General features: G+C 64.4%; 15 protein-coding genes. 7 read left to right on the top strand and 8 right to left on the bottom strand.

Annotated features, from left to right (window positions below; genetic code table 11):
- Nucleotides 1-59: 59 nt before the first annotated feature.
- The 4 genes from purN to purM are packed head-to-tail and all read right to left on the bottom strand — an operon-like array spanning nt 60 to nt 2,962.
- Complete coding sequence (purN, locus tag F7R02_RS15145) at nt 60-728, bottom strand: phosphoribosylglycinamide formyltransferase (RefSeq protein ID WP_011051944.1); 669 nt, start codon at nt 726-728, stop codon at nt 60-62.
- Nucleotides 715-1,332: a DUF2238 domain-containing protein gene (locus F7R02_RS15140; protein WP_078567161.1), complete on the bottom strand. Its 618-nt coding sequence runs from the start codon at nt 1,330-1,332 to the stop codon at nt 715-717. Before F7R02_RS15140 ends, purN begins: the two co-directional genes overlap by 14 nt.
- Before the next feature lie 20 nt (nt 1,333-1,352).
- The gene (locus tag F7R02_RS15135; protein WP_005913357.1) at nt 1,353-1,811 is read right to left on the bottom strand and encodes a hypothetical protein; all 459 of its coding nucleotides are present in this window, start codon (nt 1,809-1,811) and stop codon (nt 1,353-1,355) included.
- A 17-nt stretch (nt 1,812-1,828) separates the two neighbouring features.
- Complete coding sequence (gene purM / locus F7R02_RS15130) at nt 1,829-2,962, bottom strand: phosphoribosylformylglycinamidine cyclo-ligase (protein ID WP_172397243.1); 1,134 nt, start codon at nt 2,960-2,962, stop codon at nt 1,829-1,831.
- Between the two features lie 22 nt (nt 2,963-2,984).
- On the opposite strand from purM, the gene F7R02_RS15125 reads away from it, so the two are divergent.
- From F7R02_RS15125 to hda, 3 genes are read left to right on the top strand one after another with little or no spacing between them, the layout of a single operon-like run.
- Complete coding sequence (locus tag F7R02_RS15125) at nt 2,985-4,097, top strand: DUF2066 domain-containing protein (protein ID WP_016850073.1); 1,113 nt, start codon at nt 2,985-2,987, stop codon at nt 4,095-4,097.
- Nucleotides 4,094-5,260 (top strand): AI-2E family transporter, encoded by a 1,167-nt coding sequence (locus tag F7R02_RS15120; protein ID WP_003487806.1) that lies wholly within the window; start codon nt 4,094-4,096, stop codon nt 5,258-5,260. The genes F7R02_RS15125 and F7R02_RS15120 overlap by 4 nt, the downstream gene beginning before the upstream one ends.
- Nucleotides 5,257-5,958, top strand: coding sequence for a DnaA regulatory inactivator Hda (gene hda / locus F7R02_RS15115; RefSeq protein ID WP_005919161.1), 702 nt, complete (start codon nt 5,257-5,259; stop codon nt 5,956-5,958). The genes F7R02_RS15120 and hda overlap by 4 nt, the downstream gene beginning before the upstream one ends.
- 562 nt (nt 5,959-6,520) lie before the next feature.
- Here hda and murU read toward each other — a convergent pair.
- From murU to F7R02_RS15095, 4 genes are all read right to left on the bottom strand, one after another.
- Nucleotides 6,521-7,231: an N-acetylmuramate alpha-1-phosphate uridylyltransferase MurU gene (gene murU, locus F7R02_RS15110; RefSeq protein ID WP_078590128.1), complete on the bottom strand. Its 711-nt coding sequence runs from the start codon at nt 7,229-7,231 to the stop codon at nt 6,521-6,523.
- The gene (locus F7R02_RS15105) at nt 7,228-8,247 is read right to left on the bottom strand and encodes an aminoglycoside phosphotransferase family protein (RefSeq protein ID WP_078590129.1); all 1,020 of its coding nucleotides are present in this window, start codon (nt 8,245-8,247) and stop codon (nt 7,228-7,230) included. The genes murU and F7R02_RS15105 overlap by 4 nt, the downstream gene beginning before the upstream one ends.
- Nucleotides 8,248-8,304: 57 nt before the next feature.
- Nucleotides 8,305-8,577 (bottom strand): GlsB/YeaQ/YmgE family stress response membrane protein, encoded by a 273-nt coding sequence (locus F7R02_RS15100; RefSeq protein ID WP_003487798.1) that lies wholly within the window; start codon nt 8,575-8,577, stop codon nt 8,305-8,307.
- Between the two features lie 507 nt (nt 8,578-9,084).
- Nucleotides 9,085-10,578, bottom strand: a complete 1,494-nt coding sequence (locus tag F7R02_RS15095; RefSeq protein WP_033484276.1) for a M20 family metallopeptidase — start codon at nt 10,576-10,578, stop codon at nt 9,085-9,087.
- 157 nt (nt 10,579-10,735) lie between these two features.
- On the opposite strand from F7R02_RS15095, the gene F7R02_RS15090 reads away from it, so the two are divergent.
- From F7R02_RS15090 to F7R02_RS15075, 4 genes are all read left to right on the top strand, one after another.
- Nucleotides 10,736-11,110 carry a ComEA family DNA-binding protein gene (locus tag F7R02_RS15090; protein ID WP_003487793.1) on the top strand — a complete coding sequence of 125 codons (375 nt, stop codon included), beginning with the start codon at nt 10,736-10,738 and terminating at the stop codon, nt 11,108-11,110.
- A gap of 361 nt (nt 11,111-11,471) precedes the next feature.
- On the top strand, nt 11,472-12,284 hold the full coding sequence (locus F7R02_RS15085; RefSeq protein WP_078590130.1) for a HutD/Ves family protein: 813 nt from the start codon (nt 11,472-11,474) through the stop codon (nt 12,282-12,284).
- A gap of 154 nt (nt 12,285-12,438) precedes the next feature.
- The gene (locus F7R02_RS26665; protein ID WP_235900908.1) at nt 12,439-12,576 is read left to right on the top strand and encodes a hypothetical protein; all 138 of its coding nucleotides are present in this window, start codon (nt 12,439-12,441) and stop codon (nt 12,574-12,576) included.
- A 32-nt stretch (nt 12,577-12,608) separates the two neighbouring features.
- The coding region (locus tag F7R02_RS15075) for a transposase (protein WP_151210039.1) at nt 12,609-12,795 on the top strand (187 nt) is incomplete at its 3' end.

Genomic DNA, 12,795 nt, shown 5'->3' with positions numbered 1-12,795 from the left:
TGGCGGGCACGGAGGCCGCAAGGATGTCCGAGACGGGATGAGGGAGATGTCTTCCGCATTCAGGCGAGTGCGGTGTTTGCGGACTCTAGTCGCAGTGGCGTAAACAGGCACTGACCGTCGATAAGCACGGTGTCGCCATGCACCGCGACGCGGCCACTGGCAAGCACCTCCAGCGTGGCCAGGAGCAGCGGGTGCTCGCGCGCCAGCACCCGCGCCGCCAGTTGTTCGGCACTGTCGCCGGGCAGGACCGGGACGCGCGCCTGCGCGATCACCGCGCCGGCATCCAGCTCCGGCACCACCAGATGCACGCTGGCACCATGCTCTGCATCGCCGGCTTCCAGCGCCCGCGCGTGCGTGTGCAGGCCGCGGTATTTGGGTAGCAGCGAGGGATGGATGTTGAGCATGCGCCCGGCGAAACGGCGCACCAACGGCTCGCCCAGGATGCGCATATAGCCGGCGCAGATCACCCAGTCCGGCTGCGCTGCCGCGATCGCCTGGCCAAGTGCGGCATCGAACGCGGCACGGTCGGCGAAATCGCGCGGGCTGGCGCTCCAGCGACGCGCCGGCTCGACCTTCTGCAAGGCTGGCGCCTGCGGGCGATCGGAAAACACGCCGACCACCTCGGCATGCAGACGCCCACTGGCGATCGCATCGACAATGGCCTGCAGATTGCTGCCACGGCCGGAGGCCAGCACGGCCAGGCGTAATGGGGCGTCAGGTGCGGGCATTGAATAACGTTCTCACGATGAGGTAGGCAGCCAGGCTGCCCAGGGTTGCCAGCAGCATGTCGGTGTGCGCATCCCAAGGATCGCCCTGTTGGCCGTTGTAGGCCTCGGCGGCCTGCGGCGACAACAGCAAGGCGATGCCCCATTCGAACCATTCGTAGACCAGGCTGACGCACATGATGCTCATCACCGTGAGGCGAAACGTCTGCCCTAGCGTCAAATTGGGCCATAGCCTCGATGTCAGCTGCGCGATGGCAGGGGTAAAGCACAGCCCGAACAGCAGGTGGATTAGCCGGTCGAAATGATTGCGCTTCCAGCCGAAGGTGGCGTTTGGCGACCAGTGCAAGAGCTGCTGGCTCCACTGCTCGTAAGGTACGTTGGAATACAGCCAGCGTGCACCGATGCAGTGCATGCCGATGAACACGCAGATGCTCGCGAACGCGCCATTCTTCAATGGCCAGCGGCGGTCGACGCACACCAGCGCGATAAGCCCGAATACCGTGAGCGAGCTGTGCAAGGCCTGCTCGACCGGCCACAACGGGGCGATCCAGGTCACCGCAAACAACGCGACGGTAGCGGTCAATGCAGCTAATTTCGTACGGCGCATGGCCCTGGTGCTCACAAACGTCAAGCCGCAGCGTTGCCGACACCGAACAGAGCCTTGACCTGCGGGCGCAGCAGCGTCACCAGCGTAAAGACGCCAAGCACGGTGCCGAACGGCATGAAGGAACAGGAAATGCCGGCCACGATCAGGCACAACAGATGGCGCCTGCGCTGGGCGATGCAGCGGCCGGCATAGGCCATGAAGCCGGCCATGGTGAGTCCGCCCAGGATGAGCATCGCTGCAATGATCACGAAGACCCAGCCGAACAGCTGTATCTCCTGTGGCGCCGTCTGCCCGGTGCTGTCCTTCATGGGCAGACGCCCGGTGACGATGGCCAGCCCCATGAACAGGTGGATCAGCGGAATCAGGGAAAACAATCCGGTCAGTCCGGCCAGCACGTAGTGGAAGATCGACAGCAGCTTGAGATGCTGCAGATCGTCGGTGCTGGCCGATGCGGTCGTGGCGACTGGAAAAGCGTCCATGCGGGTGTCCTGATCGATCAGCCGATGCGCACGCGCTCGTCGCCATGCGCCGTCACCACCTGGCCGATGCGCCAATGCGCCAGCGACTGCGCATCCAACGCCTGTTCCAGCGCGGCCGCCTGCGCGGGCGCGGCAACCAGCACGAAGCCGATTCCGCAGTTGAAGGTGCGCCACATTTCGGCATCGGCCACCGCACCTTCGCGCTGCAGCCAGGCGAATACCGGCGGCAGGGTCCAGGCAGTGGCGTCGATGTCCAGACCCAGGCCTTCGGGTATCACGCGGATGATGTTTTCGGTGAGGCCGCCACCGGTGATGTGCGCCATCGCGTGGATCGCTTCACCGTGCGACTTCAGCAGCGCCAGCACCGGCTTGACGTACAGCGCGGTTGGCGCCATCAGCGCATCGATCAGCTTGGTGCCATCGTCCAGTACGTGTTCGGCCGGCGCGCCGGCGCGCTCGTAGATCTTGCGGATCAACGAATAGCCGTTGGAATGCGGGCCGGAGGAGGCGATGCCGATCAGCAAGTCGCCTTCGCGCACCTGTGCGCCATCCAGCAGCTGCGACTTTTCCACCGCACCCACGGTGAAGCCGGCCAGGTCGTATTCGCCCGGCGGATACATGTCGGGCATTTCAGCGGTCTCGCCGCCGATCAGCGCGCAACCGGAAAGCTCGCAGCCGCGTGCGATGCCGCCCACCACCGCCGCAGCGGTATCCACGTCCAGCTTGCCGGTGGCGAAGTAATCCAGGAAGAACAACGGCTCGGCGCCCTGCACCAGCACGTCGTTGACGCACATGCCGACCAGATCGATGCCGATGGTGTCGTGCCGCCCCAACTGCTGGGCCAGCTTGAGCTTGGTGCCCACGCCGTCGGTGCCGGACACCAGGACCGGCTCCTTGTACTTGCCGGACAGGTCGAACAGCGCCCCGAAGCCGCCCAGGCCGCCCATGACCTCGGGCCGGAAGCTGCGCTTGACCAGCGGCTTGATGCGTTCGACCAATGCATTGCCGGCGTCGATGTCGACCCCCGCGTCGCGGTAGGTCATGGGCGAGGGGCTGGAAGGCGTCTGGCTGGTCACGGGCGGGGGTGGCTCGGCGGTAAAGGCGGCGATTTTAGCAGCCACGTTGGCGCTAGCGCCCCATTCGGGCAACAATTCACCCGGATACGCTTATGTCATGGAACCGTCGATGCGCCGCAGTCTCGCTTTCTTTCTCGCCCTCGTGGTCGCAATGCCCGTCGCTCCGGCCTTTGCGCAAGCAGATCTGCGCACCGAAGGCGACGTTGCCAAGGCGCAAAGTGCCTACGACGCCGAAGTGCCGGTCAATAGCCAGAGCGAATCCGATCGCCCCGGCGCACTGGCACGTGCGCTCGGCGCCGTGCTGGGCAAGGTCTCCGGCGACCGCGGCGTGATGAGCCGTCCCGGCGTGCCGCAGGCGCTGCGCAATGCGCCCAACTACGTCGAACACTACGACTACCGCCAGGATCAGGGTACCTCGCGCACCGGCGCGCCGACCTTCCGTACGACCCTGGTGGCACGTTTCCGGCAATCGGATGTGGATGGCCTGATCGCCGCGCTGGGTTTGCCGGTGTGGCCCTTGCCGCGGCCCAAGCCGGTGCTGTGGCTGGCCATCGACGACGGCAGCGGCCCACGTCTGGTTGGCGTGGCCCAGGCCAATGCCGCGCGTAGCGTGCTGGACCGTGCGATCGAACGCGGTTACCGTCTCGGTCTGCCGAGCGGCGCCGCCGCCGAGCAGGCGCTGGCTGGCGCGATCTGGCGCAAGGACACCGCCGCGGTGTCGCGCGCCTCCGCCAAATACAGCCCGCCGATGCAGTTGATCGGCAAGCTCTACCGCAACGCCGCCGGCTGGACTGCGGACTGGGTGTTCGTGGACAACGGCAATGTGCTGTCCAGCTGGACCAGCAGCGACGGCGACGCACGCCGCGCCATGGCGGCCGGTGCCGACGGCGCTGCCGATGCGTTGGTCAAGCGCTATGCCAAGCGGGTGGATTCGGGCGTGCCCGGTGTCTACCGCGTGGTGATCACCGGCATCAGCAGCGCCGACGATTATCTGCGCGTGTCGGCCGCGCTGCAGGGCGTCTCGGTGGTACGCAGCATCCGCCCGGTCAGCGCCAATGGCGACCGCATGGAAGTGGACCTGGAATTGCTCACGGGCATTTCCGGCCTCAACCGTATGCTCGGCGACAACAGCCCGCTGGTCTCGGTCTCGGTACCGACCGAGGGCCCGATCATTCTCGAAAACGAGCACGCCGAGTACCGCCTGAAATGACTTTGACTCCCGAAGCCGAAATTGCCCTGTTCCTGCGTCGCCTCAAATGGGCGGCGGTGATTGTCGGTGTGTTGTGGGTGGTCTCGCTGCTGGCGCCGATCTTGACCCCGTTCGTGCTGGCGCTGTTGCTGGCATGGCTGGGCGACCCGCTGGTGGACCGCATCGAACGCGCCGGGCGCTCGCGCAATGTCGCAGTGGTGCTGGTGTTCGTGCTGGCAACGCTGCTGTTCGTGCTGGCGCTGATGATTCTGGTGCCGATGATCGAGCGCCAGATCATGACCTTGATCGATGCGCTGCCGCAGATGCGCAACTGGGCGATCGGCACCGCCATTCCATGGCTGGAAGCCAAGACCGGCATGCAGCTGATGGCCTGGCTGGACCCGGAGCGCCTGATCGACTGGATCCGCAGCCACTGGGAACAGGCCGGTGGCGCCGCCAAGACGCTCTTCGGCTACGTGTCGCGTTCGGGCTTTGCAATGGTGACCTGGGTGATCAACCTTGCGCTGCTGCCGATCCTGGCGTTCTACTTCCTGCGCGACTGGGATCGTTTGGTCGAGCGTGTGGCTGCCGTCATCCCGCGTGCTTACATCGGCACCGCAAGCCGGCTGGCACAGGAATCCAACGACGTGCTCGGTGGCTTCATCCGCGGCCAGTTCCTGGTGATGCTGGCGCTGGGTGCGATCTACGCCACCGGTATGTCCATCATCGGGCTCAATTTAGGCTTGTTGATCGGCATCATCGCCGGCTTGATCAGTTTCATCCCGTACCTGGGCGCGACTACCGGCATCGTGCTCGCATTGCTGGCGGCCATCGTGCAGGCGCAAGGGCTGGATCTGAAATTGCTGATCGGCGTGGGTGTCGTGTTCACGGTGGGCCAGTTGCTGGAAAGCTACGTGCTCACTCCGCGCATCGTCGGCGACAAGATCGGCCTGCATCCGGTGGCGGTGATCTTCGCGGTGATGGCCGGCGGCCAGTTGTTCGGCTTCCTCGGCATGTTGCTGGCATTGCCGGTCGCGGCGGTGGCCAACGTGCTGTTGCGCTATGCGCATGAGCAGTACACGCGCAGCGATCTGTATGCGGGCGAGCGCGCCGGCATCGTGCTGCGGTCCACGCCCGAGCGCAGCGTGATCATCGACCCCAGCAAGGACGCAGATCGGTTGTGAGTGTTCCGCAGTTGCCGCTGGCGTTGCGCGCGCCACCCGATCAGCGTTTCGACAGTTACATCGCCGCGCCCGACGGCCTGCTTGCGCAATTGCAGGCGCTGGCTGCGGGGCAGGTGAGCGATTGGCTGTATCTCTCCGGCCCCGCCGGCACCGGCAAGACGCATCTGGCGCTATCGCTGTGCGCCGCCGCCGAGCAGGCCGGGCGCACGCCGGCGTATCTGCCGCTGCAGGCGGCTGCCGGCCGCTTGCGCGATGCGCTCGAAGCGCTGGAAGGCCGCAGCCTGGTCGCCCTGGATGGCGTGGAAAGCATCGCCGGCCAACGCGACGACGAAGTGGCGTTGTTCGATTTCCACAATCGCGCGCGTGCGGCCGGCATCACGCTGTTGTACACCGCGCGACAGATGCCCGATGGACTGGCCTTGGTGTTGCCGGACCTGCGTTCGCGGTTGGCGCAATGCATCCGGATCGGGTTGCCCGTGCTCGACGATGCGGCACGCGCGGCGGTGCTGCGCGACCGCGCGCAGCGTCGCGGCCTGGCGCTGGACGAAGCGGCGATCGACTGGCTGCTGACCCACAGCGAGCGTGAATTGGCGGGGCTGGTGGCCTTGCTGGATCGTCTGGATCGCGAATCGTTGGCCGCAAAGCGCCGCATCACCGTGCCGTTCCTTCGGCGTGTGCTTGAGGATCGCGGCTCGTAGCGCTGCTGATGTGCGGATGTTCTGCAGGGCCTTGCCCGCACACCGTCGCGGGACATGCTGCAAGTAGGTCCATCCAGCCCCGTGGCGGCATCTGTGCCGCCAAAGGGTCCGGCGACGGTGGCGGGCACGGACCAGTCAAGTTGGTCGGTGTCAGTGCACCGACAGGCGACGTTCGCTTGCTACACATCGCCGCCCGCATATCACGAGCCGCTTCCTTAAACTGCCGACCAATGTTCTGCTGCGGTGCCCTCACCCGCAAGGACGGGTGACGGGGCGTCCCGCGCGCGGTGAGGGCACCAGCGCGCTTGACGATGCAAGTCGTTGCGAAGACCAGTTGAGATCTTCGGTCTGCGTGGTTGTAAGCCGTGCACGTGGCGCGGCCGGCCGATAAGGTGCAGTCTGATCAGCTGTTTCGAACCAAGCAACGTTATTGCCAGTGCCGACAGCATGTCACCCGTCGATCGGGCGCATGCGGCAAACACGTTGTAACCATCGAGCCGTCGTTCGAAGCTGTCTTTGGCGATACGCTTGTTTGCGAACGTTGCAGCAGCGAGCGTGGCGATCAGCCGCCGTCGCCCAGCAACTGGGCATCCAGCGCGGCCAGCCGCTGCGGGGTACCGACATCGGTCCAGCGTCCAGGGTGATGGATGCCATCGATCAGGCCTTCGGCCATCTTTGCGCGCAAGATCGGCGCCAGCGCAAAACGAGGTGCGGTGCCGACCTGCTCCGGCAACGGGCCATTGACCGATTGCCAATCGCGCAGCAGCGCCGGTCGATACATGCCAATGCCCGAATAGGTGAGCGTCGCAGGCAGATCTGCGCGTACCTTGCCATCCGCATCCAGCGCAAAGTCTGCGCGCGCTGCGTAGCTGGGGCGGTCAACCAATACCAGCTCTGCAAGTCCTTTGGGTGCATGCGACAGCCGGGAAAAATCGAAATCGGTCCAGATGTCGCCGTTGATCAGCAAGAAGGGCGCATCGCCCAACAGCGGCAGCGCATGCAACATGCCGCCGCCGGTTTCCAGCGGTGTGGTCCCTTCGTAGGAATAGGTCAGCCGTAGACCGTACGCGCTGCCGTCTCCCAACAGCTGCGGGAATTGCTCGGCTAGCCATGAGGTATTGATCACCGCCTCGTCCACGCCCAGCGCCGCCAACTTGCGAAGGTGCCACACGATCAACGGCGCACCACCGACGTACAGCAGCGGCTTGGGCGTGTGCTCTGTCAGCGGGCGCATGCGCTCGCCGAATCCTGCGGCAAAGATCAGCGCCTTCACGTCGGGACCTGCTGCGCACGCGCAGTCAGCGCGGGTTTGATCACCTCGTCAAGCAGGCCGATTAACGACGCAAGCTCGGCGTAGCGCGGCAGTACTTCGTCCAGATACGCAATGAAACGCGGCACATTGTCCAGATACCAATGCTTGCCATCGCGATGACTCAGGCGCGAGAAAATCCCCAGGTTTTTCAGGTGGCGCTGCACGCCCATCCAGTCCGCATCGCGCAGGAAGTGCGCCAGCGGCGGCACCGGCAACCTGGCAGCCGTTGCTCGTGCATGATAGTGCTGCAGCCAGCCGTCTACCCGAGCGATCGGCCAGCTCACCGAGGTGTCCTTGAACAGGCTGATCGGGTCGTAGGCGATCGGGCCGATCACGCAGTCCTGAAAATCCAGCACCGCCGGGCCATCGGGCACCGGCATCAGATTGCGCGGCATGAAATCGCGGTGGGTGAAAACGCGCGGCTGCGCCAGCGCGTTGTCCATCAGGCGGCGCTGCACCAATTGCAACTGCTCGGCATGGGCGCAGTCCAGCTGCACGCCCAGGTGGCGGCCCAAAAACCATTCTTCGAACAAGCCGGCATCGCGTTGGAGCAGCGCTTCGCCAAACACGCCACTATCGGCAGGTGGGGGGATTTGTTGCAGCAGCAGCAGCTGGGCAATCGCGCCATCCAGCAAGTCGTCGGCATTGGCGTCGGTGAGCACCTGTGCCAGCGTTGGCACGCCCAGGTCCTCCAATAGCAAAAAACCGTTTTCCAGGTCCTGGGCAAATACCTGCGGTACGCGTACCCCATGGGCGCCCAATAGCGCATGCATGCGCAGCCACGGCGCAACGTTTTCCAGCTGCGGCGGCGCATCCATCAAGATGCGATCCACACCACCCCCGCGCGTGCGCCAATAACTGCGAAACCCCGCATCGACCGATGCGCGCTGCAGCGAGGCCTGTGGATCGTCGAGCGCTTGCTCTGCCCAGTGCAGGCGAAGCGCGTCGCGCGCAGGATCCGGATGAAGTGACGTCATGGAGAGAAGATGCTTGGTGAAGTGATGGATAGACGCAGTAGAAACGCGTTGAAACGCTCAGCGCTTGCTGCCACTGAACAACCGCAACAACGCCAGGATGGCAATCGCTCCGAGCAGCGCGCCAAGGAAACCGGCCGGCTCGCCCGCGCGGTACCACCCCATGTAACGGCCAAACCAGGTCGCGACCACGGCACCGGCAATACCCAGCACGATCGTCAGCAGGCAGCCCAGACGTTGCGTACCAGGCGTAATGAAACGCGCCAGCAGCCCAACCACAAAACCGACCAGCAGAATGTAGAGCCAGCTGTCGCTACCAAACAGATGATTCATCGCAGCACCGAAGGTGGACGGGATCGGCAGACTAGCATTTCGGATGTCGCTGCCTCACGCAGCGGGCACAGGAGCGCGCAAGCGGATGCACTGCCTTCAGGATGGCATGGTCATCGGCTCCTGCTGCCAAGCGCTCATGGTCTCGGGTTGTTATCTCTCGGGAAGTTGTCTTCCCACAGAGAAGTCGTCTTTCAATAAAGAAACCCCTGCGAGAACCTTGACGATTTAGGCGTGCAAAACACACCGGTTCTGCGCAGGGCAATGCGCACCAGGCACGTCCCGAAGAAGAGCAACGGCTAGCCCCTCTCCCAACGGGAGCAGGGTTGGGGGAGGGTGCGGGGCCAGGCAGTGCGTGAAGCCCGGCGGCCAGGTTGCACCAGCAAGCCTGGCCGCCAAGCGGGTTAGCTGCCGACCAAGGCGCACCCGCACCAATCCTCATTTGAAAACGCAGACCGACCTCTCATGACATCGATGCGCGCCAACCGCGCGCATCGATGAAGCCACAACTCAACAGCAACCATGCCCACCATGACGGGTGCCGCTATCGGCCGCCACCGGCGAGCCGCTGGTTTCGCCGCGCAGGCAGGCGGCGTGATGGTCGGCAATCACCTTCGAGACGCAGGCGGTCACGCGCTTGCCCATCGGGATGTGCAGGAACTCGTTGGGGCCATGCGCATTGGAATGCGGGCCGAGCACGCCGGTGATCATGAACTGCGCGCCGGGAAACTTCTCGCCAAGCATGCCCATGAACGGGATCGAGCCGCCTTCGCCCATGTACATCGCCGGCTTGTCGAAAAAAGCCCGGCTGGCGTCGTCGATCGCCTGCGCCAGCCATGGCGCCATCGCTGGTGCATTCCAGCCGGACGAGGCCTTTTCCAGATCGAGCGTCACCTGCGCACCATTGGGCGGGTCGCGCAGTAGCGCTGCCTTGAGCAACTCGCCGCAGGCCTTGCCGTCGGCCGTTGGCGGCAGTCGCAGCGACAGTTTCACCGCGGTCTGCGGACGCAGTACGTTGCCGGCCGACGCCAGCGGCGGCATACCGTCCGCACCGGTGATCGACAGCGCCGGGCGCCAGGTGCGGTTCAACACCAATTCGGTGAGGTCCTCGTGCATCGGCACCAGGCCATCGACCATCGGGAACTTGTCGAAAATTGCGGTATCCAGAGTGGCAGCGGCGGCCTTCGCTTGGGTCAGCCGCTCGGCGGGCACCTCCACATGCAGGCCATCGAGCAGGATGCGGCCGGTGGTTTCGTCTTCGATGCGCGACAGAAGCTGGCGCAGCAGGCGGAAGCTGGACGGCACCACGCCCGAGGCATCGCCCGAGTGCACGCCTTCTTCCAGCACCTTGACCGTCAGGTTGCCGCCGGTCAGCCCGCGCAGCGAAGTCGTGCACCACAGCTGCTCGTAATTGCCGCAGCCCGAGTCCAGGCACACCACCAGCGACGGCTTGCCGATGCGCTCGGCCAGATGGTCCACATAGGCCGGTAGATCGTAGCTGCCGGATTCCTCGCAGGCCTCGATCAACACCACGCAGCGCGCATGCGGCAAGTCTTGGTTGCGCAGCGCCAGGATCGCGGCCAGCGACCCGAAGATGGCATAGCCGTCGTCGGCGCCACCACGCCCGTACAACTTGTCGCCGCGCAACACCGGCTCCCAGGGCCCGAGGTCCGCATCCCAGCCGGTCATCTCCGGCTGCTTGTCCAGGTGACCGTACAGCAGCACGGTGTCGTCGCCCGATTCGGGGCCGGTGGCCGGAATCTCGATGAAGATCAATGGTGTGCGGCCTTCCAGGCGCACCACCTCCACCTGCATACCGTCGATGGCCTGCGCGCGCGCCCAGGTCTCCATCAACACGACCGCCTGCTCCATATAGCCATGGGCCACCCAATCGGTATCGAACATCGGCGACTTGTTGGGAATACGGATGTAATCGACCAGTTGCGGGACGATCTCGCGGTCCCAGGTGTCGCTGACGAATTGGTCGATCTTGGCGCTGTCCATGGAGGCTCCGAATGCGTGACGTAGCCGGACATTCTACGCCCGCCTCGGGGGGTAGGTATTTCCCTACAAGGCGGCGCGCAGTTCACTGGCTGTGTGAAAAGTTCGTTGGCGATAGGATTGCTGCATGTGGCGCGGGACACTGGCTCCGCTGGCAGGAATGCTGGCTAGGACCATCACCCAAGCCACAAGGAGCGTTGCAATGAAGTCATTTACCGTAGTCCTGAAGTCCCTGCTACTGGCGTTGCTGTTGTCCTCGAATGCGTATGCACTCGATAAGGTCGATATCAACACCGCGTCTGCTGAGGAATTGGACAAGGTGCTGGTGAATGTCGGGCGATCAAAAGCCGAGGCAATCGTCGAGCACCGTCAGGCAAACGGTCCCTTCAAAAGCGCCGAGGAACTGGCACTGGTCAAGGGCATCGGACTCAAGACGGTCGAACGGAATCGCGACCTGATCGAAGTTGGAGCCACGATGGCTCCAGCCAAGAAGGCTGCCAAGGGGGCGGCGGTGAAACCGGTGGGACGGCGTTAAGGGGAAGGGATCCGAGATACGGTTCGACGCGAGGATGCGTGGCCGCAACCTAACTGGACAGGATGTCCGGGGGATGGCTGGAAGCCGACAAGGACGTGGAATCGCCCGGTGTTGCACTTGGATGTGCAGCCGGGCGTTTTTCGTTTTGGGTCCGTGTGGGTTCCGAGCGCACGCAAGCGTATGCGACTACAGGAAAGAGGCAGTCACAGCATGAAGCGCCGGTTACATCGTGAGGCGTCAGTCGTGTTGTAGGAGTCGGCCACATCCTCAAGTTTGAGGCTAGGTAGCAAGCCTGAGGCTCGGCAGCAGGCTTAAGTCACAGCATGACGGCTTGGCGCCGGGCTTGCGGCACAATGTGCCCATGCAGCTGACAGACCTGAGCAGCCGGGTGATTCCGGCCACCGAGTACCGCCGTGAGCGGTGGCGCAATCAACTGGGCTGGACGCGCGAGATCCTGCGCCTCGGCGACGCCGATGCGTGGTCGCTACGCCTGTCGATTGCCGAGATCGAGCAGGATGCGGTGTTTTCCGCGTTCCCGGGCATCGATCGCGAGCTGGTGTTGTTGCATGGCAATGGCATGCGGCTGCAGTTTGGCAATGCTGCCAGCTGTATGGGCAGCGACACCAGCACTGGCACCGACACCAACACAGACACCCGCACCCGCACCGGTGCAGGCATTGGCATCGGCATCGGCATCGGCACGGCTACTAGCGGTGGCGTCAGCAAAAGCGATAGCGGCAATGGCAATGGCAATAAGGCCAGTGGCGCTGGCCGGGGCGACCATGCCGCCGGCGCCGGTACCGACGTTCCTGGCAGCAGTCATCGCAGCTGCGAGTTGCTGCCGCCGCACCAGCGCGTCCGATTTGCAGGCGAGGAAACGGTACATGCCACGCTGCTCGACGGGCCGACCCAGGATTTCAACCTGATGTGGCGGCGCGATCGGCTGCAGACCGAACTGCTGCACCGGCCGCTGGTCGGCACCATGTTGTTTTTCGCCGACCCGGGCAGCGCGTGGGCGATCCACCTGCTGGCAGGCCAGGCCAGCTTCGGGCGCGAGAGTGGCTTGCCACCGTTGGCTGCCGGCGATACCGCGTGGCTGAGCGCCTCCACACGCACGCGCCATGTGCTCGACGGCGGCGGCGAGCTGCTGGCGATCCGGGTGAGCCCGGTCTAGGGCCTTTTTCACGTATCTGCGAGCAGGGCGCGCCTCCTGGCACGCGCCCGGATGCATTCGTGTCAAGGCAGACAAGCGACGGCATCGCTGTGCCACCTGGCTAGGGAACAGTGCAGGCGCCGGGAGTGGTTCCGGCAATTCTAGGGGGAAACCAATGAGTACCATCAGCTCGGTCGGAGCCGGCTATGCCGCCTACCCGTCCTATGCAAGCCGCAGTGCGACCACCGGCAACGCCGCATCCGCCGCATCCGCCGCATCCGCCGCACAGGCGGAAAAAACTAGGGCCTGTTAACACTAATGGCCCGAGCGATTAAACTATTGGGCATGGAGATCACGCCAGCACAATTTTCTCTGATCGAACACTGCCTGCCGGCGCAGCGCGGCAATGTCAGCATGACCAACCTGCAAGTGGTCAACGCCATCCTTTACGTTGCCGAGCATGGCTGCAAATGGCGCGGCCTACCCAAGCGCTTTGGCAACTGGCATACGGTCTACACACGCATGAACCGTT

The organism is Xanthomonas cissicola (assembly GCF_008801575.1).
GTDB classification, from domain to species: Bacteria; Pseudomonadota; Gammaproteobacteria; order Xanthomonadales; family Xanthomonadaceae; genus Xanthomonas; species Xanthomonas cissicola.
Note: the sequence above shows the minus strand (reverse complement) of the source record. Positions and strands in the feature narration are given on the sequence as shown.